The sequence below is a fragment of the Streptomyces capparidis genome, assembly GCF_054782095.1.
Map to the genome: position 1 here is coordinate 89,791 of NZ_BAAGTD010000001.1, position 22,437 is coordinate 112,227.

At 72.8% G+C, this 22,437-nt stretch carries 21 protein-coding genes, 2 tRNA genes and 1 other RNA gene; 13 read left to right on the forward strand and 11 right to left on the reverse strand.

Translation table 11 applies throughout. From position 1 onward, the window contains the following. The first annotated feature begins 73 nt into the window (after positions 1–73). The 5 genes from ACYVO2_RS00435 to ACYVO2_RS00455 all read left to right on the forward strand — a co-directional run bounded on the left by ACYVO2_RS00435 (position 74) and on the right by ACYVO2_RS00455 (position 5,084). Positions 74–805 (forward strand): class I SAM-dependent methyltransferase, encoded by a 732-nt coding sequence (locus tag ACYVO2_RS00435; protein ID WP_461005461.1) that lies wholly within the window; start codon positions 74–76, stop codon positions 803–805. Next, positions 802–1,713, forward strand: coding sequence for a bifunctional DNA primase/polymerase (locus tag ACYVO2_RS00440; protein ID WP_461005462.1), 912 nt, complete (start codon positions 802–804; stop codon positions 1,711–1,713). Before ACYVO2_RS00435 ends, ACYVO2_RS00440 begins: the two co-directional genes overlap by 4 nt. Positions 1,714–2,056: 343 nt before the next feature. Beyond that, the gene (locus ACYVO2_RS00445) at positions 2,057–3,298 is read left to right on the forward strand and encodes a DUF3631 domain-containing protein (RefSeq protein ID WP_461005463.1); all 1,242 of its coding nucleotides are present in this window, start codon (positions 2,057–2,059) and stop codon (positions 3,296–3,298) included. Between the two features lie 158 nt (positions 3,299–3,456). Further along, entirely contained in the window at positions 3,457–3,786 is a 330-nt protein-coding gene (locus ACYVO2_RS00450; protein ID WP_461005464.1) for a helix-turn-helix domain-containing protein, read from the forward strand. A 14-nt stretch (positions 3,787–3,800) separates the two neighbouring features. Beyond that, positions 3,801–5,084: a tyrosine-type recombinase/integrase gene (locus tag ACYVO2_RS00455; RefSeq protein ID WP_461005465.1), complete on the forward strand. Its 1,284-nt coding sequence runs from the start codon at positions 3,801–3,803 to the stop codon at positions 5,082–5,084. Between the two features lie 74 nt (positions 5,085–5,158). On the opposite strand, the gene ACYVO2_RS00460 is transcribed toward ACYVO2_RS00455, so the two are convergent. The 4 genes from ACYVO2_RS00460 to ACYVO2_RS00475 all read right to left on the reverse strand — a co-directional run bounded on the left by ACYVO2_RS00460 (position 5,159) and on the right by ACYVO2_RS00475 (position 6,687). Continuing rightward, a tRNA-Ser gene (locus ACYVO2_RS00460) sits at positions 5,159–5,245 on the reverse strand. Positions 5,246–5,275: 30 nt separating this feature from the next. Then, a complete protein-coding gene (locus ACYVO2_RS00465; protein WP_461005466.1) occupies positions 5,276–5,782 on the reverse strand; it encodes a nucleoside deaminase in 507 nt (168 codons plus the stop codon). A 29-nt stretch (positions 5,783–5,811) separates the two neighbouring features. After that, positions 5,812–6,333, reverse strand: coding sequence for a tRNA adenosine deaminase-associated protein (locus ACYVO2_RS00470; RefSeq protein ID WP_461005467.1), 522 nt, complete (start codon positions 6,331–6,333; stop codon positions 5,812–5,814). A gap of 159 nt (positions 6,334–6,492) precedes the next feature. Beyond that, positions 6,493–6,687, reverse strand: coding sequence for a hypothetical protein (locus ACYVO2_RS00475; RefSeq protein ID WP_461005468.1), 195 nt, complete (start codon positions 6,685–6,687; stop codon positions 6,493–6,495). Positions 6,688–6,930: 243 nt separating this feature from the next. Here ACYVO2_RS00475 and upp point away from each other — a divergent pair, with 243 nt between their 5' ends. Continuing rightward, positions 6,931–7,566 carry a uracil phosphoribosyltransferase gene (gene upp / locus ACYVO2_RS00480; protein WP_461005469.1) on the forward strand — a complete coding sequence of 212 codons (636 nt, stop codon included), beginning with the start codon at positions 6,931–6,933 and terminating at the stop codon, positions 7,564–7,566. A gap of 45 nt (positions 7,567–7,611) precedes the next feature. On the opposite strand, the gene ACYVO2_RS00485 is transcribed toward upp, so the two are convergent. The 7 genes from ACYVO2_RS00485 to ffs all read right to left on the reverse strand — a co-directional run bounded on the left by ACYVO2_RS00485 (position 7,612) and on the right by ffs (position 13,233). Further along, positions 7,612–8,283, reverse strand: coding sequence for a LytR C-terminal domain-containing protein (locus tag ACYVO2_RS00485; protein ID WP_461005470.1), 672 nt, complete (start codon positions 8,281–8,283; stop codon positions 7,612–7,614). A 271-nt stretch (positions 8,284–8,554) separates the two neighbouring features. Continuing rightward, complete coding sequence (locus ACYVO2_RS00490; RefSeq protein ID WP_004943146.1) at positions 8,555–8,851, reverse strand: type II toxin-antitoxin system VapB family antitoxin; 297 nt, start codon at positions 8,849–8,851, stop codon at positions 8,555–8,557. A gap of 141 nt (positions 8,852–8,992) precedes the next feature. Continuing rightward, positions 8,993–9,661 (reverse strand): DUF5063 domain-containing protein, encoded by a 669-nt coding sequence (locus ACYVO2_RS00495; RefSeq protein ID WP_461005471.1) that lies wholly within the window; start codon positions 9,659–9,661, stop codon positions 8,993–8,995. After that, the gene (recR, locus tag ACYVO2_RS00500; protein ID WP_461005472.1) at positions 9,654–10,253 is read right to left on the reverse strand and encodes a recombination mediator RecR; all 600 of its coding nucleotides are present in this window, start codon (positions 10,251–10,253) and stop codon (positions 9,654–9,656) included. Before recR ends, ACYVO2_RS00495 begins: the two co-directional genes overlap by 8 nt. A gap of 77 nt (positions 10,254–10,330) precedes the next feature. After that, positions 10,331–10,642 carry a YbaB/EbfC family nucleoid-associated protein gene (locus tag ACYVO2_RS00505; protein WP_461005752.1) on the reverse strand — a complete coding sequence of 104 codons (312 nt, stop codon included), beginning with the start codon at positions 10,640–10,642 and terminating at the stop codon, positions 10,331–10,333. Positions 10,643–10,912: 270 nt separating this feature from the next. Then, positions 10,913–13,096 carry a DNA polymerase III subunit gamma and tau gene (locus tag ACYVO2_RS00510; protein WP_461005473.1) on the reverse strand — a complete coding sequence of 728 codons (2,184 nt, stop codon included), beginning with the start codon at positions 13,094–13,096 and terminating at the stop codon, positions 10,913–10,915. 40 nt (positions 13,097–13,136) lie between these two features. Next, positions 13,137–13,233, reverse strand: an RNA gene (gene ffs, locus ACYVO2_RS00515) — signal recognition particle sRNA small type. Positions 13,234–13,331: 98 nt separating this feature from the next. Here ffs and ACYVO2_RS00520 point away from each other — a divergent pair. The 7 genes from ACYVO2_RS00520 (at position 13,332) to ACYVO2_RS00550 (ending at position 22,383) form a co-directional block, all read left to right on the forward strand. After that, positions 13,332–13,416, forward strand: a tRNA-Ser gene (locus ACYVO2_RS00520). 804 nt (positions 13,417–14,220) lie between these two features. Continuing rightward, entirely contained in the window at positions 14,221–14,931 is a 711-nt protein-coding gene (locus ACYVO2_RS00525; RefSeq protein WP_461005474.1) for a Crp/Fnr family transcriptional regulator, read from the forward strand. A gap of 98 nt (positions 14,932–15,029) precedes the next feature. After that, positions 15,030–15,875, forward strand: a complete 846-nt coding sequence (locus tag ACYVO2_RS00530; RefSeq protein ID WP_461005475.1) for a hypothetical protein — start codon at positions 15,030–15,032, stop codon at positions 15,873–15,875. Positions 15,876–15,880: 5 nt separating this feature from the next. Next, on the forward strand, positions 15,881–18,367 hold the full coding sequence (locus ACYVO2_RS00535; RefSeq protein WP_461005476.1) for a hypothetical protein: 2,487 nt from the start codon (positions 15,881–15,883) through the stop codon (positions 18,365–18,367). Then, a complete protein-coding gene (locus ACYVO2_RS00540) occupies positions 18,360–19,433 on the forward strand; it encodes a hypothetical protein (protein WP_461005477.1) in 1,074 nt (357 codons plus the stop codon). Before ACYVO2_RS00535 ends, ACYVO2_RS00540 begins: the two co-directional genes overlap by 8 nt. Further along, a complete protein-coding gene (locus ACYVO2_RS00545) occupies positions 19,430–19,981 on the forward strand; it encodes a Pycsar system effector family protein (protein WP_461005478.1) in 552 nt (183 codons plus the stop codon). Before ACYVO2_RS00540 ends, ACYVO2_RS00545 begins: the two co-directional genes overlap by 4 nt. Positions 19,982–20,220: 239 nt before the next feature. Continuing rightward, complete coding sequence (locus ACYVO2_RS00550) at positions 20,221–22,383, forward strand: VWA domain-containing protein (protein ID WP_461005479.1); 2,163 nt, start codon at positions 20,221–20,223, stop codon at positions 22,381–22,383. Positions 22,384–22,437 lie beyond the last annotated feature (54 nt).

Consider the following 22,437-nt stretch of genomic DNA (forward strand, 5'->3'; position numbering starts at 1 on the left):
GGTCGCCCCATCTCGCCAAAGATCGCGACCGCCCCGGTTCTCCGGCCCTCTACAGACCTTGGAGGTCTCCAGCATGACCCAACCCGTCCCCAGCACGCGACCCTGCGGGCGCCGCGTGCTGGATCTGTGCTGCTGCGCCGGTGCCGCGTCGGTCGGCTACGCCCGTGCGGGGTTCGAGGTGGACGGCGTGGACATCGCCGACCGCCCGAACTACCCCTTCACCTTCCACCGCGGCGACGCCCTGACCCACCTGTCCGGCCTGATCGCCACCGGCCGCATCCGCGCGTACTCCCTGATCCACGCCTCCCCGCCCTGTCAGGCCGGGTGCACGCTCACCATCGGCACGAACGCCGCGATGGGGTGGGGCAGGGACCACGTCCAGCTCATCCCCGCCCTGCGCATCCTGCTGAACGCCTCCGGGGTGCCGTACGTGCTGGAGCAGCCCGCCGGCCGCGCCCCGGTCCGGCACGATCTGCGCCTGTGCGGCGAACAGTTCTCCCTCGGCGTGCTGCGGCACCGCTGGTTCGAACTGGGAGGCTGGAGCGTGGCGCAACCGGCCCACCCGCGGCACCGCGGGCCCGTGCGCGGATGGCGCCACGGCGTCTACCGCGACGGCCCCTACGTGGCCGCGTACGGCAACGGCGGCGGCAAGGCGTCGGTGCCCGAGATGCAGGCCGCCATGGGCATCGACTGGACCGACGTGCGCGAGGAACTGACCGAGGCCATCCCCCCGGCCTACACCGAATGGATCGGCCGCGCCTTCCTCACCTCCCACCGGCAGCAGGCTTGGGAGGTGGCGGCATGACCGAGCTGTACGACGACGCCAACGAGTGGTTCCTGGCCGCGCTGGACGCGGCCGGCCGCGGCTGGCACGTCTTCCCCCTGCGGCCCTACAGCAAGCGGCCCGCCCTGCACGGGGCAGGCCGCTGCCCCGGCACCGGCCCCTGCGCCCGCGGACACGCGCCGTGGGAGCAGCAGGCCACCGACGACGCCGACCGCATCGAATCCTGGTGGGCGGGCGGCGCCGCGTGGAACGTCGGCATCGCCACTGGCCCCAGCAACCTGGTCGTGGTGGACCTCGACATGCCCAAGAGCGGGAAGAGCAAGGCGGACACGCCTACCGGCGTGGCGAACTTCAAGGCGCTCTGCGAGCGCGCCGGGCAGCCGGTCCCCACGACCTTCCGCGTCCGGACCGCGTCGGGAGGATGGCACCTGTACTTCACCGCCCCGCCCGGCATCCGCCTCACCAACACCGCGGGACGGCTCGCGCCCCTGATCGACACCCGGGCGTGGGGCGGGTACGTCGTCGCCCCCGGCAGCTACACCGACGCAGGCGAGTACACCGCCTACGGCTCCCGCGTCGCGCCGCTGCCCCAGTGGCTGCTGGACGCCCTGCTCCCCGCCCCCCGGCCCAACGCCCCCGCGCCTGCCCCGGCGCTGCGGAACGTGCCCGGGTACGTGGCCGCCGCCCTGCGCAACGAGACCGCGAACGTGGCACGGGCCGTGGAGGGAACGCGGAACCGGACGCTTGTGCGTGCCGCGCGGGCCCTGGGGCGGTTCGTCGCGTCCGGCGACCTGCCCCGCGCCGTGGTGGAGCAGGCTCTTAAGGAGGCGGGGGAGGCGGCCGGTCTCTCGTCTCGCGAGTGCGGCCCAGCCATCACCAGCGCCCTGAACTGGTCCATCGCCCACAACCCCGGCAGGGGGGTGGCATGACCAGGTCCGCCCCTCCCTGCCTTAAGAGCCTCCCGGCCACCCGCCGACTGGCCCCCGCCGACGTTGCCGGTCCCCCGCCCGGCGGCCGCGGCCCGAAGGTCGCCGGCCGTCAGGCCGTCCGCTCTGTCCTTCCCTTCGGCGCCCCGCCGGACCGGCGCGCCCCGGTAGCGTGGCTGCGGATCACCGCCCCTCCCTCGGGCCGCGCACCGTCCGCCGTCTCGTGGTGCGCCTGCGGACGCCTCGTGCGCGCCACCGGCCACGCCCGCGTCCTGGAACTGATCGAAGCCCACGAGGATCACCGCGCCGCCTGCTCCTTGCGCCATCGCACCGAAAGGACCGCCGCATGACCAGCCACGAGCAGACCCCCGACGCGGGCGCCGCGCTGCTGGACGAGGTGGAGGCGTTCCACCGCCGCTTCAACGTCTTCCCCACCGAAGCCGCGTACGTGGCCGTCACCCTGTGGGACGCGCACGCCCACCTGATCGACTGCTTCGAGACCACGCCCCGCATCGCGTTCCTGTCCCCGGAACCGGGCAGCGGCAAGTCGCGGGCGCTGGAGATCGTAGAACTGCTCACCCCCCGTCCGGTCAGCACCGTGTCGGCGTCGGCGAACGCCCTGTACCGGCTGGTGGACTCCGCCGGGGGACTGCCCACCGTGCTGTTCGACGAGGTGGACACCATCTTCGGTCCCAAGGCCGGCGCCGACGAGGCGTTGCGGGGGTTCCTGAACGCCGGGTACCGGCGCATCGGCGGTGCCCTGCGGTGCGTCGGGGAGGGATCGAACCAGAACGCGCAGGTCTTCGGCTCCTACTGCGCCGTGGCGATGGCCGGTCTCGGGTCGCTGCCCGACACCGTTCTGACCCGTTCCGTGATCATCCGGATGCGCAAGCGCGCGCCGAACGAGAAGGTCGAGCCCTACCGGCAGCGCATCCACGAGAAGCAGGGGCACGCCCTACGTGAGCGCATCGCCAAGTGGGCCGACACCGTCCGCGACCAGGTCGCGAACGCCTGGCCTCAGATGCCCGAGGGGGTCACCGACCGCCCGGCGGACGTGTGGGAGCCCCTGCTCGCCGTGGCGGACGCGGCCGGCGGCGCGTGGCCGGAGCGGGCCCGCGCCGCGTGCCTGGAACTGATCAGCGCCGCGCACGACAACGACGAGGCGTCCCTTGGGGTGCGGCTCCTCACGGACCTGCGGGACAAAGTGTTTTGCGGCGCCGACCGGATGCCCACCGCCGTCATCCTCGAATGCCTGCTGCGCTTGGACGACGGCCCGTGGGGCGACCTGGACGACAAGCCCATCAACTCCCGGACCCTGGCCCGCCTGCTCGGGCAGTACGTCACCCCGGCGAACAAGCCCATCAAGCCGCGCGGCATCCGTACCCCCTCCGGCTTCCCGAAGGGGTACTACGCCGAAGACCTCACGGACGCGTGGACTCGGTACTGCCCTCCCGTCCCGGAGGAATCCGCCACGTCCGCCACGTCCGCCACACCGCAGGTCAGCGGGGGTGCATCCGTGGCGGATACCGCCACCGGCATCCGCCACACGTCCGCGGAAGACGCCACACGGCTCACCGTCGCCCGGTAGCCAGACCAGTCCACCCCCGCCGCCGCGCCCACGGGCGTGGCGGTGCCTATCCGCCACGCATCCGCCATCCGCCACACATCCAAGGCTCTGACCTGCGGTGTGGCGGCGTGGCGGACGTGGCGGAACTCCCGGAAGAGAGAACGGGACAAGGAGTCAGCGTGTCCAACCCGCAGCTCTTCGAGATCCCTCCGGCCCTGCTCGCGTCGATCGTGGAAGAGGCGGCCCGCCGCCTCAGCGCTCAACTTCGGCTCACTGCGAGCAGCCCCGAACCGGAGCGTCCGGCCCCCGGCGAGCAGCCCCTCGCACTCACCGTTGAGCAGGCCGCGAAGCGGCTCGGCATCGGCCGGACGCGGATGTACGCCCTGGTCCGCACCGGCGCCGTCCGCTCCATCACCATCGGCCGCCTCCGGCGCATCCCCGAAGAAGCCCTGAACGAGTACATCACCACCCGCATGATCGCCACGACCGGCGCCCCGGCCGCCGCGTAAGGAGTCACGGCACCTTGGCAGAGAACGAGGGCAAGAAGCGCACCCGTCAGCCGAACGGCGCATCGTCCATCTACTTCGGCAAAGACGGCCGGTGGCACGGCCGGGTGACCGTCGGCGTCAAGGACGACGGCACCCCGGACCGGCCCCACGTCTCCCGCAAGACCCGCCCCGAGATCGTGAAAGCCGTCCGGGCACTGGAGAACGAGCGCGACAACGGCAAGGTCCGCAAGGCGGGCAGCAAGTCATGGACGGTCAAGGCGTGGCTCACGCACTGGGTGGAGAACATCGCCGCCCCCGCCGTGGGGGTCAACACGATCGCCGGGTACCGCGTCGCCGTGTACCACCACCTGATCCCCGGACTGGGCGCCCACCGGCTCAACAAGCTGGAGCCGGAGCACCTGGAACGCTTCTACCGGCGCATGCAGGAGAACGGCAGCAAGCCCGCCACCGCCCACCAGGCCCACCGGACCGTCCGCGTGGCCCTGAACGAAGCGGTCCGCCGCAAGCACATCACGGAGAACCCCGCCACCATCGCCAAAGCGCCCCAGGTGACAGTGGAGGAGGTGGAGCCCTACACCGTCGAAGAGGTGCAGCGGCTGCTGCTGGAAGCGGGGAGGCGGCCCAACGGCTCGCGGTGGGCCGTCGCGCTGGCGCTGGGACTCCGGCAGGGGGAGGCGTTGGGGCTGAAGTGGAGCGACGTGGACTTGGCGGCCGGAGTCCTGCGTGTGCGGCGTAGCCGATTGCGCCCCAAGTACGCCCACGGCTGTGGCGAGACGTGCGGCAAGAAGGCGGGCTACTGCCCGGAGCGGAAGCCGATCCGGCAGGCTACGAAGGACACCAAGTCGCGCGCCGGGAAGCGGTCGGTCGGACTGCCCCCGCAACTGATCAGCCTCTTGGCTGCCCACCAGAAGGAGCAGGAGAAGGCCCGAGCCGACGCTCGGCAGCTCTGGCACGACGAAGGGTGGGTGTTCGCCGACGAGCAGGGGCGTGCGATCAACCCCCGGACGGACTACTCCGAGTGGAAGCGCCTGCTGGACGCGGCCGGGGTTCGGGACGGTCGGCTCCATGACGCTCGTCACACCGCCGCTACGGTGCTGCTGATCCTCGGAGTGACCGAGCGGGCCGTCATGGGGACCATGGGTTGGTCCACCACGGCCATGGCCGCTCGCTATCAGCATCTGGTCGAACCGGTCCGGAAGGACATCGCGCACCGCGTGGACGGGTTGCTGTGGAAGCCCGCGGATGGGGGGAGCGAGGCGCCGGAAGAGGGTGGAGAGGGGCCCGGAAGGGCCAACTGAGACCAGAACTGAGACCAACAGCGAAGCGGGACCTGTCTCGACCGAGACAGGTCCCGCATTCGTGCACGTGAGAGCGGTAGCGGTGGGATTTGAACCCACGGAGGAGTTGCCCCCTCACACGCTTTCGAGGCGTGCTCCTTAGGCCGCTCGGACACGCTACCGAGAGGAAGCTTAGCGGACACCCGCGCCGGTCAGAAATCCGTTTGGGCGCCGACGCCCGCCCGGTGCCCGTCGAAGAAGGCCGTCAGCACGGCGCCGCACTCACCGGCCAGCACCTCGGGCACCACCTCGGGCCGGTGGTTGAGCCGCCGGTCCCGGACCACGTCCCACAGCGAACCGACCGCACCGGCCTTGTCGTCGTACGCCCCGAAGACCACCCGGTCGAGCCGGGAGAGCACGATCGCGCCGGCGCACATCGTGCACGGCTCCAGCGTGACCACCAGGGTGCACCCGGTCAGGCGCCACTCGCCGACGGCCGCCGCCGCCTCGCGGATCGCCTGGACCTCCGCGTGCGCCGTCGGGTCGCCGGCCGCCTCGCGCTCGTTGTGCCCGCGGCCGATCACCGACCCGCCCGCGTCCAGCACGACACACCCCACCGGCACGTCACCGGTGGGGGGCGCGAGCGCGGCCTCGGCCAGAGCCAGGCGCATGGACGGGACCCAGGGATCGCGTACCGGGTCTCGACGGTGCCGTCGCATGGCACCAGTCTCCACCCTGGGGGAGGGGATCAGCGCACGGCCTCCAGCACCTCGCCGCAGCCCAGCGCCTCGGCGACGGTGGACAGCGCGTCCCCGGACAGGTCCTCGGTGCTCATCGAGAGCAGTTCCTTCTCGGAGACCCCGAAGTCCGCCAGGATCTCGCTCTCCCCGAGCGGCCCCGCCGGGACCGGGGTGTCCACCGGGCCGTCGTCCTCGTCCTCCCCGTCCTCGGTCCCGTCCAGGTCCACCAGGTCGTCAAGGTCGGCTGGATCGCGGCCGAGCATCTCGTCGGTCAGCAGGATCTCACCGTAGGAGCTGCGTGACGCGGCGGCGGCGTCGGACACGTAGATCCTGGGGTCCTCCTCGCCGTCCACGCGGACGACGGCGAACCATGCGTCCTCCTGCTCGATGAGGACCAGGACGGTCTCCTCGTCGGTCGATGCCTCACGCGCCAGTTCCGTCAGGTCGGTGAGCGTCTCGACGTCGTCGAGCTCAGTCTCGCTCGCTTCCCACCCGTCCTCGGTGCGCGCGAGCAGTGCGGCGAAGTACACCGTGACTCTCCCACTGGTCTCGGTAGTGCCGGGTCCGAACGGTTGCCGCAGCAGCACCTGCGTACCCGTCCCATCGGCATCGTGACAGAAACCGGCGCTTCGTGAGGGGTCTTCGGTGCTGCGTGGCGTGCGCTCTTTTCGAGATGTTACTCACTGTGATCACCAGCGGAAAGTGCGCATCCGCAGTGCCTGGCGCATCCGGGCGGCCCTGACGCGCCGCGGCTGGACCCGCGCGCGCAGCTCGCGAGCCTCGTTGAGTTCGCGCAGGAAGAGGGCGCGCCGCCGGCGCCGGTCGGCCTCCTGCTCGGCCTTGGAGCGTTTGTCGTCCGGCCGGGGCCGGCTGTCGTCGGGCATCGGCAACACCTCTGACGCGGTGGGTGGGCCGCCTTTTCGTATCTGCACACTTTCCCTGTGGGGCCCTGGTGATGCCAGGGGCGCCGGGGCGGCGTCCGCGGGGAGGCCCGCCCCCGGGTTCGGGGGCACATTTCACGGAGATGGCCCACCACGCCCTGGCCGCCCGCGGACCGGGTCCGCCCATGGGGTGGCGGGTGGGGCGACGGACGGGCGGCGGCGCCGGAGAGGTTAGGGTCTGACCTCATGCGGATCCATGTCGTCGACCACCCCTTGGTCGCCCACAAGCTCACCACGCTGCGAGACCGGCGCACCGACTCGCCGACGTTCCGGCGTCTGGCCGACGAACTGGTCACCCTGCTCGCCTACGAGGCCACGCGGGACGTGCGCACCGAGGCGGTGGACATCGTCACCCCCGTCGCCCCCACCACCGGCGTGCGCCTTTCGCACCCCAGGCCCCTGGTGGTGCCGATCCTGCGCGCGGGCCTCGGCATGCTCGACGGCATGGTGCGGCTGCTGCCCACCGCGGAGGTCGGCTTCCTCGGCATGGTCCGCAACGAGGAGACGCTCACGGCGGAGACCTACGCCACCCGGATGCCGAGCGACCTCTCCGGCCGCCAGGTGTACGTGCTCGACCCGATGCTGGCCACCGGCGGCACCCTGGTGGCCGCGATTAAGCTGCTCATCGACCGCGGCGCCGACGACGTGACCGCGCTGTGCCTGCTGGCCGCGCCGGAGGGCGTGGCGACGATGGAGCGCGAGCTGTCCGGGCTGCCGGTGACCGTGGTGACCGCCGCGGTGGACGAGCGGCTGAACGAGGACGCGTACATCGTCCCCGGCCTCGGCGACGCGGGCGACCGGCTGTACGGCACCGCGGGCTGACCCCGCCACGACGGGCGCCGGGGGTGCCGGTGGTGCCGCCGCGGGCTACCGGCAGTCCCCGGCCGACCTGCTCCCGACCGGCTTCGCGCCCACGGCCCCGGCCGCCTTCGACGGGCTCGCCGGCGCGGCGGGACGGGTGAGCGCGGCCAGGGCCCGGCCGGCGTCCTGGGCGGTGGCCAGCCCCTTGTAGGCGTCACCGATCACCAGGTCCACCGAGCCGTCCCCGCGCCCGTCGGTGCGCCTGCCCTCCCCGGCGAGGTGCGTGCCCAGCAGGTCGAGGGCGGGCCCGGAGCGGGAGCCGCCCAGCAGCAGCGCGCTCTCGCGGACCTTCTTGTCCAGGGCCTCCGGCGCGTTCCCGACCTCCCGGACGGTGAAGCCGCGCCGCTTCAGCTCGTCCGCGGTCTGCTTGGCCAGGCCGGAGCGGGTGGTGGCGTTGAAGACGTTCACGGTGACCGCGCGGGCCTCGGGCAGCGGCTTCGGCGGGGGAGCGGCGGCGGGCCGGCGCGCGGGGTCGCAGCGGTGCTCGGCCGCGTTCGCCGCGGTGCCGCCGCGGAAGACGTCCACCAGCTCGACGGTGCCCCAGCCGAGGACGCCGAGGGCGAGGAGCGCCGCGGTCCCCGTGACGGCGCGGCGGCCCCGGCGGCGGCGCATCCTGGGGTAGGCGTCTCCCGTGATCCGGTACTTCCCGCCCATGCCGGGAGGTGTGAGCATGCTCATCGGCGGTTCGCCCCCTTCCCCGCAGTCGGGCAGCGGCGTGGGTGGGTGGTGCGTGACCCGGTGTACGACCTTTCTCCCACACATTCCCCCGCGCGTCGCCCCACCCACCACCCCGACGGGCGGCGCGGTGCGGCCGCGCGGGCTCCGACCGGGGCCGGACCTGGGAGTTCGTCCCGATCCCCGGCCCGGGGGCGCGAGGTGGGGCCCTGGGGGCGCCCTCGGCCGTACGGAGCAGCGGCCACGCTCTCACACCCCCGTCGGGCCGCGTCCGTCAGTCGAGCTCGAGAACGCGCGCGTGCAGCACCTGACGCTGTTGCAGGGCGGCGCGCACCGCGCGGTGTAGGCCGTCCTCCAGGTACAGATCTCCCTGCCATTTCACGACATGGGCGAACAGGTCGCCGTAGAAGGTGGAGTCCTCCGCGAGCAGCGTCTCCAGGTCGAGCTGCTGCTTGGTCGTGACGAGCTGGTCAAGGCGGACCGGGCGTGGGGCAACATCCGCCCACTGGCGGGTGCTCTCCCGGCCGTGGTCGGGGTACGGCCGCCCGTTGCCGATGCGCTTGAAGATCACACGGAAAGCCTACCGGGCGAGCGGGCGCGGGCGCAGCAGTGGGGCGCGACACCGGCCCCGGCGGGTCGTGGTCGTCCACCGATTTTCGCGCGTGTGTTCGTACCGGTGGTAACCCCCGCGCCGCGGGCCGGTCCGCGGCGGTCAGCGGGGCCGCAGCCCCAGCGGCTCGGCGATCTCCGCCGCCATCACCGCGCCGGCCTCCCGCTCGATGTCCTCGTCGTCCGGCGCGCTGTCGGTGTCCATGCCGTCCACCAGCGCGTCCAGCGGGGTGTCCAGCCGCACGTGGGCCACCAGCGACTGGAGGGCGCGCAGCACGGCGCTCGCGGTGGCGCCCCAGTTCGACAGGTAGGAGAACTGCCACCACCACAGCGCCTCGGCGGTGCGGCCCGCCTTGTAGTGGACCAGGCCGTGCGTCAGGTCCGTCACCACGTCCGCCAGGTCGTCCGAGATGCGGCAGGTGACCGGCGCGGAGCGCGGCACGTACGGGTCGAAGACCTCCGAGTAGACGTCCACCGGCTCCAGCAGCACCGCCAGGCGCTCGCGCAACTGGTCGGCGTCCGGCTCGGGGCCCGCGTCGGGCTCGTAGCGCTCGTCCGGGAGGACGTCCTCGATCGCGCCGAGCCGGCCGCCGGCGAGCAGCAACTGGGAGACCTCGAGCAGCAGCATGGAGATCGCGCTGCCCGGCTCGTCGCCCTTGGCGACCTCGTGCACCGCGACGATGAAGCTCTCGATCTGGTCGCAGATCTGGACGGCGAAGTCGGTGGGTCCGTCCGGCGGGACGGCGGGCGTGGTGGTGGCCGTGTCAGACATCGAGCAGTCGTCTCCCTTCGAAGGCCCGTCCCAACGTGACCTCGTCGGCGTACTCCAAATCTCCACCCACGGGCAGGCCACTGGCCAGTCTGGTGACCTTCAAACCCATGGGCTTGATCATGCGCGCCAGATACGTCGCCGTGGCCTCGCCCTCGAGATTGGGGTCCGTGGCCAGGATCAGCTCGGTGACGCTTCCGTCGGCGAGCCGGGCGAGCAGCTCACGGATCCGCAGGTCGTCGGGGCCGACGCCCTCGATGGGGCTGATCGCCCCGCCGAGCACGTGGTAGCGGCCGCGGAACTCCCGGGTGCGCTCGATCGCGACGACGTCCTTCGGCTCCTCGACCACGCAGATCACCGCGGGGTCGCGGCGCGGGTCCTGGCAGACGCGGCAGCGCTCCTCGGAAGCCACATTGCCGCAGACGGCGCAGAACCGCACCTTTTCCTTGACCTGCGTGAGGGCGTGGGCGAGGCGGCGCACGTCGGCCGGATCGGACTGGAGGATGTGGAAGGCGATGCGCTGCGCGCTCTTGGGCCCGACGCCGGGCAGCCTGCCCAACTCGTCGATGAGGTCCTGGACCACGCCCTCGTACACTTGCTCCCCGCCTTAGCTCTCTCCGAGTCCGCTGCTGTCACATCCGGCGGCCCGCCGCGGCCCGCCCCGCCCGTCCGCTAGAACGGCAGGCCCGGCATTCCCCCGCCCAGGCCCTGGGTGAGCGGGCCGAGCTTCTTCTGCTGGAGGTCCTGCGCGGCGTTGTTGGCGTCCCGCACCGCGGCGACGACGAGGTCGGCGAGCGTCTCGGTGTCCTCCGGGTCCACGGCGTCCGGGGAGATGTGCAGGCCGCGCAGCTCGCCCGCGCCCGTGACGGTCGCCTTCACCAGACCGCCGCCCGCGGACCCCTCCACCAGGGTCTCGGCGAGCTCCTGCTGGGCCGCCGCGAGCTCCTGCTGCATCTTCTGGGCCTGCTTGAGGAGCTGCTGCATGTTGGGCTGGGCACCGGGGATCACTGGTCTCGCTCCTGCCTGTCCTGCCTCGACGACATGTGCGCGACGCCGTGCGCCAGGCGCCCGGCGTTCCTTCGGTCAGCAGTGAGCCTACGTGGTCCGGCGTGTGATCGCCGTATGCGGGAGAGGAACGGCCGGGGAACGCGGGGGACCGCCGCCGCGCGGGCGCTCCCCGGGCGCCCCGGGTGCCGCGCGGACGCGCCCCCGGTGCGCCCGCCCGGCGGCCGGCGCGGGCCCGTCCTCGCCCCGCTACTCGTGGGCGATCTCCTCGATGACGGTGGCGCCCAGCTCCCGGATGATCAGGTCGTGGCCGCTGAGGGCGGCGTCGTCCAGGTCCGGGTCGTCCTCCTCCGGGACGTCGTCCTCCGGCGCCACCGGGGGCGGCGGCGGAGCGGCGGGTGCCGCGGCGGGGCGTGCCGGGGCGGCGGCCGACGCGGAGGCGTGCGGGGCGGGGTGGTGGGGTGCGGGGCCGGGCGGCGGGGGCGCGCCCGGGGGGGCCGTCGGCGCGGGGGCGGGCGCCGGGCGCGCCGGGGGAGCGCCGCCGCCCCATCCGGCGCCGCCGCCCGCGGGGGCCGGGGTGGCCGCGCCACCGGACGGGTCCACGATCGCCTCGATGCGCCACTGCACGCCGAACTGGTCGCTGATCGCCTGGCGCAGCACCTCGTCGCTGCCGCCGTTGACGAAGCTGTCCCTGGCCCCCGGGTTGCCGAACGACACCTGGAGGGTGTTGCCGTCGAAGCCCGCCACCTGCGCGTTCTGGCTCAGCAGGATCCAGGTGAAGCGGCGGCGGTTCTTGACCGCGTCGAGGATCTGCGGCCACATCTGCCGCACGCTCGCGGCTCCCTCGGCGGCGACATGGGGGGTGGCCGCGGGGGCCGGGGCCGGTGGGGCCGCGGGGGTGGGCGGGGGTGCCGGGGTGGGCGCCTGGGGCTGGGGTTGCGGTTGGGCGGGGGGTGCGGGCTGGGCCGGCCCTCCGCTCCGGCTGGGGAAGCTGCGCGGGACGGGCCAGGCGCCGGGCTTGCCCGCCCCGTCCCCGGCGGGGGCGGGAGCGGCGGCCGGGGCGGGCTGCGCCGCGGGGGGCGGCGGGGGCGCGGCAGCCGCGGGAGCGGGGGGCACGGGAGCCTGAGCGGCGGGGGCCGGAGCCGCGGGGGCCTGAGCCGCGGGCCGGGCGGCGGCGGGCGGGGGCACGGCGGGCGCGGCACCCCCCGTCCCCTGGACCCCACCGCCCCCGGAGAACGCCGCCGCCCCTCCGGGAACGCCGGCCACGGCCCGCCGCTCCAGTTGCTCCACCCGCGCGAGCAGCGACCGCTCGTCCTCGTACGCCGCGGGCAGCATCACCCGCGCGCAGATCAGCTCGAGCTGCAACCGGGGCGAGGTGGCCCCCCGCATCTCCGTCAGCCCGGTGTTGACCAGGTCGGCCGCCCGGCTCAGCTCCGCCGCCCCGAACGCGCCCGCCTGCGCCTTCATCCGCTCCAGCACGTCCGCGGGGACGTCCAGCAGCCCCTTGTCGCCCGCGTCCGGCACCGCGGCCAGGATCACCAGGTCCCGCAGGCGCTCCAGCAGGTCGGCCACGAACCGCCGCGGGTCGTGGCCGCCCTCCACGACCCGGTCCACCACCTCGAACACGGCCGCGCCGTCCCGCGCCGCGAACGCCTCCACCACGTCGTCCAGCAGCGCCCCGTCGGTGTACCCGAGCAGCGCCGTGGCCATGGCGTACGTCACGCCGTCCGCACCGGCCCCGGCGAGCAACTGGTCCATCACCGACATCGAGTCGCGCACCGACCCGGCGCCGGCCCGCACCACCAGCGGCAGCACCCCGTCCTCGACCGGGATGCCCTCCTTCTCGCAGACCTCCTTCAGGTACTCCCGAAGGGTCCCCGGCGGCACCAGCCGGAACGGGTAGTGGTGGGTGCGCGACCGGATGGTGCCGATGACCTTCTCCGGCTCGGTGGTCGCGAAGATGAACTTCAGATGCTCCGGCGGCTCCTCGACCACCTTCAGCAGGGCGTTGAACCCCGCCGAGGTGACCATGTGCGCCTCGTCGATGATGTAGATCTTGTACCGGCTGGACGCCGGGCCGAAGAACGCCTTCTCCCGCAGGTCGCGCGCGTCGTCCACACCGCCGTGGGAGGCGGCGTCGATCTCGATGACGTCGATGGACCCCGGCCCGTTCCGCGCCAGGTCCCGGCAGGATCGGCACTCCCCGCAGGGCGTGGGCGTGGGCCCCTTCTCACAGTTCAGGCAGCGCGCCAGGATGCGCGCGCTGGTCGTCTTCCCGCATCCGCGCGGGCCGCTGAACAGGTACGCGTGATTGACCCGGTTGTTCCGCAGCGCCTGCTGGAGCGGGCCGGTGACGTGCTCCTGCCCGATGACCTCCGCATAGGTCTCGGGGCGGTAGCGGCGGTAGAGAGCGAGCGACACGCTACCGACCATAACGGGACCGACGGACATCCGGAGCCGCCGTCCACCGGACAGTGAAGACCCCTCGTGCACCCGTCAGAGCTCACCTACCCTTGCTGCCTTCCGGCCCTGGGGGGGTTCAGCGAGATGACGCCGCACGAGGGGCTGTCCCCCAGCGTAGCGGATCCCCGACCCCCTCCTTCCCACCCCCGGCACCCCCCGGGAACAGGTTCGCGAGCACCACGGCGCACCCTGTACTCTTTCCCACGGAGGATTCGCCTAGAGGCCTAGGGCGCACGCTTGGAAAGCGTGTTGGGGGCAACCCCTCACGAGTTCGAATCTCGTATCCTCCGCAGCCGCCCGGCAGGGCGGACGAGGGCCCCGACCAAGATCTTGGTCGGGGCCCTCGTCGTCGGTTGTCTCTCCCGCCTCCGTCGCCTGCTGCGTGCTGACCGGTCAGCAGAGGAGTCCGCTCCGTGGTGGCGGTCCCGAAGGCGGACCACGCGAGGGGCCGCAGGGCGCCGGCCGCGGCACCGGATGCCGGATGCCGCCGCGGTGCACAGAGCGCTCCGGCGGGCGCGGGGGTGAGGCGACGCGGGAGAGCCGTTCCGCCTCGGTGAGCACTGAATGAACGTATGGAGAGCGTGCCCGGGGCATTCCAGCGAGTTCAATCCCGTACGCGCCACAGCGGAATTCGATCTTCACTGTCGCGAACCGGACCGGTTCTCTCCGCCGGCCGACGAAGACTTTCTTCGGTCGGTCCTTGCTCTGTCTGCCCACTCCGACAACTTCAGCAACGAACGTTGCAAGAGTCACAGAACGCCGAGACGGCATCACCGCTGCGTCGGCGGAAACTCAAATTTCCGCCAAGTATGGCTCTCCTGGCCGATCACTTGCGCTGATCAAGCGGCAAGGGCCGATTAGCGGTCCTGACCTCAAGGTCGTCCGTAGGTCACAAGATCCGTGCGAGTGGTTTGAGCGGGCCCCCGTGGCGAGGCCGCGAGGATGGCATAGGCCACTCGGGCTACCCACCTGCCGATCCATCACTACCGATCAGTACTGCCGGGGTGGCGCGATCCACTCGGCACAAGGTCTCACCCTGTCACCATCAACGCCATCGAAAAATCGGCGTCTGGATTGTGGCGGGGGGTGTGACCGTGGGGCTGCTCGGCGATGAGCTGGCGTTCGCGCACGCCCTGACTCCTCAGGAGCGCGAGAGCGTGATGGCCCTCGGGCAGCGAAAGCGCTATCCGCCCGACACTCATCTCCTGACCGAGGGCGACGGATCCAGCCACGTCATGATCATAATTCAGGGTTGGGTGACGGTTTCCGTGGCGATGGATCGTGGCGCCACCCGACTGATACTCGGTCTGCGCGGCCCCGGCGAACTGATCGGCGAGATGGCCGCATTGGCACCGCATCCCCGCAGCGCCACCCTGCGTGCGCTGGGGCCCACAGAGGTGCAGATCATAGCCGGGGACACATTTCGCCGTTTCCTCGCGCTGCACCCAAGGGTCAGCGGCCTGGTGATACGCCAACTCACCTTCCGACTCCGCAGCGCCGACCAGGAACGCTCCGCGCTCGCCTCGCTCACCGTGTTGCAACGCCTGGCCAGCCGCCTCACCGAACTGTCGAGAATCGAACCCTCCGGCCCCTACAGCCCGCCGGTATCCGGCCCTTCGCCAGAGGGCCTCGTCGTCCAAATGGCCCAGGACGAGCTGGCGGCGACCGTAGGGGCCACCCGGGAAGCCGTTGCCAAAGCCCTGCGCCTCATGCGCACCCAGAACATCGTGCGCACCGGCAACCGGATGGTGGAGATCCTCGACCCGCCACTGCTCGCTCTCCTGGCGGAGGGACATCGGGAGTAGAAGGCGCCTCGCCGTGTGTAAACGGCTACAGACGGCCTTGGTCCCGGGCCCGACGCTGGTGGGGACGGCAAGCGCACAGGACGGCCAGGGGGGCTGGAGTGGACCGGGACGGGATCGATCTCATCGAGGCGCGCTACGAGTCGGTGATCAGCGTCGACGCCAGGCGTTCCAAGCAGTACGACGACGTCGACAAGCCGGGTCTGCGCGCCCGGATCTACCGGGTGCTGGAGACGGCGTTCGACCACACCAAGGTGGCATCGGACGCCGTGCACATGGAGGACCGCGGCGACGGGGTGCTGATGTCGGTGGCGGCCCGGATCGCGGTGACGCGACTGGTGGGCCTGTGGCTGGTCGAGGTGCACGAGAAGCTGCGGGACGAGAACCGCACCCTGCGCGTTCCCCTGGGGCTTCGGATCGGCATGCACGTCGGCCCCGTACGGCACGACGGTCGTGGTATCAGCGGGCGCGCGGTCGACCTGGCCTGCGGACTCGCCGACTCCTCCCCCGCCCGGCGGCTGCTCGACGAGCAGCGCGCCGACCTGGTCCTGGTGGCCTCTCAGTCCCTGTACGAGGACGTGGTCAGCGGCGGCGGCAAGTTCATCGAGCCCGCGCACTACTCCCCGGCCCGTCTGGAACACGGGACGGGTGAGATCACCGCCTGGTTCCACCTCCCCGGGCGGCCCGCCCCGCAGATGCCCGCCGCACCGCCGTCACCCGCCGTCCCGCCCGCCGACCCGCCACCCACGGACCGTGCGGACACCGGTGACCGGGACGCCGCCCCCGCCGCCCCCGCCGCTCCGGACAGCGACTCCGGCGACCGGTCCGGCGAACCCGGTGTCCACTACACGGTCCACGGCGACATGTCGCAGCACCGTGGAAACGTCTACCAGCAGCCCGTCCACATCGGGCGGGTCGTCGGCGACACCGGACCCCGAAGGGACTGAGCCGGGTGACCGACGACCAGCGGGCCGGCGGGCTTCCCGAGGAAGGACCCCGCAGGAGCGACGACCACCGGCCGGATCGGGCCGACGAGCGGGCCGGAGACGACCCGCCCCGTGCGGACGAGGGCAAGGCCGACGGCGGCGGGGCCGCCGCCGACGACGAGGCCGCGGAACGCGAGAAGGAGCGGGAGCGCGCCGCGGGGCGGTTCAAGGAGCACACCCGCGACCCCTTGGCCGAGGAGCAGGGCGAGGACGGGCCCACGGACCTCGCCGCCGCTTCCCGGACGCGCCGTGCCACCCGGATGCTCTTCGGCACCGGTCGGGACCTCAACAGCTTCGACCGCTCGTACATACACAGCGCCCACATCGGCGACATCCACCTGCGGATGGAGGCCCGGCAGTCCGGTGCGGGGATGCGCAGCGGGCCCGTCCCCGACGAGCAACTGCGCAGGCTCCGCCGGATCCATGTGGAACCGGAGGGATACGTACGGCTGCGCAGCGCTCTCACCACCCGCCGGCTGCTGGTGCTCGGTGCCGCTCCCGGCACCGGGCGCACCAGCACCGCCCTCTCGCTCCTCGACGAGGTCACGGCCACCGCGGCGAACAGCGCCGACGGGGCGTCCACGGCCGGCTCACGGGTGCGGCGGGTGGCCGCGGACGGCGGTGTCCGGCGGCTGGCCGACTCACTGGGCGGCGAGGGCGCGGAAGGACGTCGCGGGGCCGGGTATCTGCTGGAGCTGCCCTCCGCCAAGGCCGGTGCGCTGCTCCCGGCCGAGATGGACCTCGACGAGCTCGCCGCGGCCCTGGCCCGGTGCGAGGCCTTCGCGGTGATCGTCGTCACGGTCGGGTCGGCGTCGAATTCCCTGCTGACCGGACGCTACGGCATGCTCTGCCCGCCCGCGCCCACCCAGGAGCTGCTCAGCACCCGGCTGCGTGAGCGACTCGAGGAACACGCCGCCGGGGCGCCGGACGGCAGTGCCCGGCTGGAGGAGCTGCGGACCGACGCGCAGGAGCTGGCGGACCGGGAGGAGGTCAAGGAGGCGGTCGGGCTCAAGGACCTGCGCCCCGCCGAGGCCGAGCTGCTCGCGTCCCTGCTGGCCGGGCGGGTGCTGGGGGAGATCTCCCACGAGGAGCTGCTGTCCGGTTGCCGGAGCCTCGCGGCCGACCAGGCCCAGGAGTGGTTCGCGGGAGTGGACCGGGCGCTGGCGGCACCGGACGAGGCCGACGGGAGTGCCGGTCGGCCGGGCACTGCGGCGCTCTTCCACCCGGTGGCATTCCGTATCGCCCTCGCCGTGCTCGGCGGGGCCTCGCACAGTGCCGTGGCCGCCGCCGCCCACCTGCTGACCTGGGAACTGTCCGTGCAGGCCGACCCGGACCACACGCCGGCTCGCCCGTTGTTCTGCGATGACCCGGTCACCGATCTGGCACTGTCACGGGCCGAGCTGACCGAAGGCGGGGTCGAGGTCGCCGGTTCCGAGGTGCCGGCGCGGCTCATCTGGTACAGGGGGACCGCCCTGCCGTCCGCGGTGCTGACCGAGCTCTGGGACCGGCACTTTCCCGTCCGGGCACCGGTGGTGCGCTGGCTGCGGCTGCTGGCCGACGATCCGCGCTCGCAGGTGTGGATGCGCGCAGCGGTCGCGGCCGGGGAGCTGTGCGTACGGGACTTCGACCACGGTTACACCGAGTTGATCAGACCGCTCGCCGAGGCGGCCAAACCCCGCCGACGCGTCTTCGCGGCCACCGCGGTGGACCAGGCGGCCGGTCATGCCTCGCACCGGAACACGGTGCACAAGCTGGTGCGGGACTGGAGCAGGTACGGCACGAAGTCCCTGCGCTGGACCGCGGCCATGGCGCTGGGCTACGGGAACGCCGCGGCCACGACGGATGACGCCTTGGACGCCCTCGCCCGCATCGGTGTCCGCGACGACGGGGAGCAACTGGCGGTCGCCTCGTTCAACGTCGTACGGCTGCTGGGGCTGCCGGACGGCGCGAAGGTCCTGCGGCGGGTGGCCGAGTGGACCCATCACAAGCGCCAGCAGTACCAGGACCTCGGCCTGGTGACGACCGTCCGGCTCGCCATGACCACGGTGGAGGAGGCGCTGACCGACGAACCGGACTCCCCCCTGGGCGACTGCGGGGACTGCCCGCTTCCGCTGGCCCTCGCCGTCATCCGTCCGGAACTCGTGCCCCCCATGGCCGACCTGCTGTGGACCGCGTTGAACACGGCACGGTCGAAGGACGTGGCGACGGACGCACTGGAGACCCTTCTGCGGTCGGCCGTGCGCAAGGACGGCACTGAGTGGACTCGGCCGGGGCTGGCGGCTCTGCTGCCCGCGTTGGCGTCCGGGGAGGACGACCGGCGGCGGCTGGACTGGCTGCTGCGCCGAATGATGAACGATCCGGAGGACCCGCTGCCGGATGCACAGGCGCGCTCCCTGTGGTGGCTCGCTGTCGGACCGCGGGACCGAGGGGGCGAGGAGGAGAAGCATGGCTGAGAACAGGGCGGCAGCGCAGAACCCGGCCGCCGGACCGGCGCCCGCGGGCCCGTTCCTGCGGGAGTACACGCCGGCCGGCGGATTCCGGCAGATCAGCGCCCGGACGGCGTCGGTGCTGTTCTACCGGAACGGCGGCTACAGCGTGGTCACCGTCTCGGGTGTCCAGCACGTCGGGAAGCGGGCGTTGGCTCGGCCGTACACCGTGTGCGAAATCGCGCTCGGCACCTTTCGGACGACGCTGCGGATGGAACTGCCGGCCGCGGGTGGCACCACGTTCTTCGGGGCGGAGGTCGACATCCATTGGAGCGTGACCGATCCGCATCTGACCGCCGTCGAGGTCGTGACCGATGTCGCCGAACGGCTCACCGCCCCGGTGCTGGAGCGGCTTCGCGAGGTGACATCGACCTACCGGGTGACCGAGGCGGAGCAGGCCAACCGCGCCATCACGCGCGAGTGCGCCAATGGCCGCTGGGACGACCTGGGAACGGAGCTCGGCCTGCGGGTGAGGCTGTATGTCCGCCTTCGGGTGGACGACCGGACGATCGCGCACATGGACGGCATCCGGGACGCGCACGCCTCGGCCGAGCTGACGCGGCTGCGCCAGGAGCAGTTCCGGGCGATGCTACAGGGGGGAGAGCTGGAGCAGCTCAGCTACATGCTGGCGGCCGAGCCCGAGGCGGCCAAGGACTTCTTGGAGAAGATCCGCCAGGAGGGCCGACAGGACGAGAAGGAGCGCGTCGACCGGCTCTTCGCCATGGTTGCCAGCGGTGAGATCCAGTCCAACGACCTGGAGACACAGGCGCTGAACCTGCTCAACGAGGGCCGCCGCCACCCCATCCGGGGGCCCATCGGGTCGATGCCCGCCCGCCGGGAGCTTCCGCAGCTCCAGCCGTCCCCCGCGGAGCCCTTCACCCCCGACTGGATGTCGGACGAGCCGCCTTCCCGGGCGGGCCGGCAGTCCCACGGAGCGGAGGCCCACGCGGAGAGGGCTGCCGAGGAGGAACCGCCGCGCCGCAGGAAGCGCTCGCGGGACGACGGGTGGTCCTGGGTGGAAGAGGACCAATGACTGGCGGAGGCGGGGCGAGAACCCCCGAGGACCCGGTCGCACCCGCTCCGGACGCGGGGTGCCTCGCTCATGAGCGAGCGGGGGAGCGCATAGCCGAGCGGCTGCTGAGCACCGTCCGGGAGGACCTCGGCCGGGCCGACGCGAAGGCGGCGGTGCTGCTCTCGGGGACGCTGGCGCTGCCCGCGCTGCTGATCGGCTGGTACGGCGACCCCGGCAGTCCCGGGCTCGCCGACATGACTCTCGTCCTCGCCGGTCTGCTCTGGGTGGTCGGGGTGGCCGCGCTGATCGGAGCGCTCATACCGCGCACCGGAACGGTCCGCGGGCGGGACGGGGTGACGTACTTCGGCGACCTGACGGCCCCCCGCGACCTCGAAAGGCTGACTGCCCGGGTCACCGAGGCCGGGCTCGATCCCGTCGGGTGGCTCCTCGTCCAAGCCGTGGACGTCAGCTCGATCCTCTCCGCCAAGTACCGGGCCATCCGATGGGGAGTGGGTTCGCTCGCTCCTTCGGCGCTGCTGGTGCTGGTCTGGGCGGTGACCGCCCGCTGACACGCGACCCGCGCCGCCGCCTGAGGCGCCACCGGAGAAACGACGCAGAGACGAACGAGGAACGAGGAACGTGGGGGGACGCCGTGGGAAGTGTCAGGGGAAAACGGCAGACGGGAAGGGGCCGGGTGTGCCGCGCCGCGGCGCTGGCGCTGGGTGCCGCAGCGGTGTTCGGGTCCCTGTCGGCACCCGCCGGCCGGGACGCGGTGCCGGCAGCGCAGTCCCGGCCGGCCGTCACATCGGTGAACTACGCGATCGCCGTGGACCAGTCCGCCAGTCTCACGGCCGAGGACATGAAGGCCGAGAAGGCCGCGGCCACACGGATTGCGCTGGGTGACGTCTCCTCGTCCTCCCATGTCACGGTCTTCGGTTTCGCCGCTGCCGAGTCCGGTGACCAGAGCGCGGTGGACGCGGTGTGCCCGCGGACGACGCTGGACGCCGCGGGCCGCAAGACGATCGGTGCCTGCGTCGACAAGCTGCGCAGCCGCAGGAAGGGCGAGGGCACCGGCACCGACTTCCCGAGCGCGATACGCCAGGGGGTGCACGAACTGACCGAGGGGACCGACCCGTCGCAGCCCCGCGTGCTGTTCCTCCTCACCGACGGGGAGATGGACGTCACCGGAAGCCCGCAGTACGGCGACCCCGCCCACCGCGAGGCCGAGGGGGAGCGGCAGCTCGAGCGCGAGCTGAAGGACGCCGCCGCCCACAAGGTGCAGATCTGGCCGCTCGGCTTCGGTGCCGACCCCAACGAGGAGCAGCTCGAGCGGATGGCCGCCGGCGGATACCAGAAGGGCTGCGTCGACCTGCCCTCCGCCCGGCCGAAGGCCCACCGCGTCTCCGGGGCGAAGGACATCGGCACCACGCTCGAGAAGATCTTCGCGGCGGCGCACTGCCTGCGTCACGAGGCGGGCCCCAGCAAGCGGCCCCCCACGACCCTGGAGATCGGCATCTCTCCGCTGGCCACCGTGGGCAGCATCGTGGTCGACAAGGGCGACCCCGAGGTGCGGATCACGTACGTCGACCCGAACGGCCATGAAGTGCCCACCTCCGGGACCTTCCGCAAGTCGCGCTTCGAGCTGGCAGGCGGCACCGGCACCGTCGAGGCGCTGAAGATCGTCGATCCGCTGCCCGGCATCTGGCGGGTGAAGGCCGAGGCCCCGAAGGGGCACCGCTCGCTGCCGGTGGCCGTCAGCGTGCTGTGGCAGGGAGAGCTGCGCGGCGCCATCACCATGGACCCGCCCTCGCCGCAGGCCGGGGAGAACGTCACGGTGACCATGCGGCTCCAGACGCGCGAGGGCTACGAGATCGAGGACCCGCGCGACTACGCCGGGCTGCGCGTCCGCAGCGAGCTGACCGGGGACGGCTTCACCCCGGTCGCGCTGCGCCTCACCGACGACGGCAAGGGCTCCGACCCCACGGCGGGTGACGGCTCCTTCACCGGATCCGTACGGATCCCGGAGAGCGCCGACGGAGCCCTGAAGGTCAGCGGCACTCTGACGGCCGCGGGGCTGAGCGCGGACACGCGCAGCGAGGGCGGCCGGGTCGCCCCGGGGGAGTTGCCGGTCACCGCCGTGCTGGACCTGCCCGCCGCGGACGGCCACCCCGGCTCCTCGTTCACCGGCACCCTGACGGTCCGGAACACCAGCGGCACCCCGCACACCCTGCGGCTGTCCGTCGCCGACCTCAGGGCCGGGCTGCTGGCGGTCACCCCGGCCGAGATCGAGGTCGAACCCGGCCGGTCCGCGACACGGAAGGTGACGGTCGAGGTCGCCGCGGCCGACGCCTTCGGTGACCGTCTCGGCGACGGGGGACTGCGGCTCGTCGGCACCGTCGTGGTCGTGGACACCGACGGCGACGACCGGACGCTGGTACGCGCGCCGCTCTCGGTGCGGGTGACTCCGGAGCCCGGCCTCTGGGAGAAGTACTGGTGGGCGTTCGTGTCCGCCTTCGTGCTGATCGCGCTCGCCGTCGCGGCGGCCGTCGCCTGGGTGCGGCAGCGACGCGCCCGCAGGGACCCGTACGGCCTGGTGCTGCGGCTGGTCTCGGAGGACGGCGACATCCTCAACGAGCACGTGGCGGGGCACGGGCTCAAGCAGTGGTACGGGTTCGCGGTCGTCGAGAGCCACCGCAGCCCGCGCATCGAGCGGCGGGCCCAGGGCCCGTACGCCGTCCAGCGCAGTCCCGAGGGCGGAGCGGTCCTGCGCCGTCGGGGAGCCGGCAGAACGCCGCTTCCCACCCGGGGCCAGGTGGCACTGACCGCCACGCTGAGTCTGGCCCTCGGCGAGGAGACCCGCCCGCCCAGGGGCCACCGGTCGCGGTCCTCCGCACGGACAGCGGCCACCACGGCCCCCGGAGCCGGCGCCGGTGAAGGCGGGAGCGCGGGCGCCTACGGGTCGTACATGTGACACGCGGGGCGGCGCGCACCACCGCTCCGCCCGGCGTACTGCGACGCGGGTGCC

What these genes read in the sequence shown, in the direction of transcription:
- upp (WP_461005469.1), top strand. Translation starts at nt 6,931, where the DNA reads ATGCGGATCCATGTCGTCGACCACCCCTTGGTCGCCCACAAGCTCACC.
- ACYVO2_RS00545 (WP_461005478.1), top strand. Translation starts at nt 19,430, where the DNA reads ATGACTGGCGGAGGCGGGGCGAGAACCCCCGAGGACCCGGTCGCACCC.
- ACYVO2_RS00510 (WP_461005473.1), bottom strand. Translation starts at nt 13,096, where the DNA reads ATGGTCGGTAGCGTGTCGCTCGCTCTCTACCGCCGCTACCGCCCCGAG.
- ACYVO2_RS00540 (WP_461005477.1), top strand. Translation starts at nt 18,360, where the DNA reads ATGGCTGAGAACAGGGCGGCAGCGCAGAACCCGGCCGCCGGACCGGCG.
- ACYVO2_RS00485 (WP_461005470.1), bottom strand. Translation starts at nt 8,283, where the DNA reads ATGAGCATGCTCACACCTCCCGGCATGGGCGGGAAGTACCGGATCACG.
- ACYVO2_RS00440 (WP_461005462.1), top strand. Translation starts at nt 802, where the DNA reads ATGACCGAGCTGTACGACGACGCCAACGAGTGGTTCCTGGCCGCGCTG.
- ACYVO2_RS00475 (WP_461005468.1), bottom strand. Translation starts at nt 6,687, where the DNA reads ATGCCCGACGACAGCCGGCCCCGGCCGGACGACAAACGCTCCAAGGCC.
- ACYVO2_RS00495 (WP_461005471.1), bottom strand. Translation starts at nt 9,661, where the DNA reads ATGTCTGACACGGCCACCACCACGCCCGCCGTCCCGCCGGACGGACCC.
- ACYVO2_RS00465 (WP_461005466.1), bottom strand. Translation starts at nt 5,782, where the DNA reads ATGCGACGGCACCGTCGAGACCCGGTACGCGATCCCTGGGTCCCGTCC.
- ACYVO2_RS00505 (WP_461005752.1), bottom strand. Translation starts at nt 10,642, where the DNA reads ATGCAGCAGCTCCTCAAGCAGGCCCAGAAGATGCAGCAGGAGCTCGCG.
- ACYVO2_RS00445 (WP_461005463.1), top strand. Translation starts at nt 2,057, where the DNA reads ATGACCAGCCACGAGCAGACCCCCGACGCGGGCGCCGCGCTGCTGGAC.
- ACYVO2_RS00435 (WP_461005461.1), top strand. Translation starts at nt 74, where the DNA reads ATGACCCAACCCGTCCCCAGCACGCGACCCTGCGGGCGCCGCGTGCTG.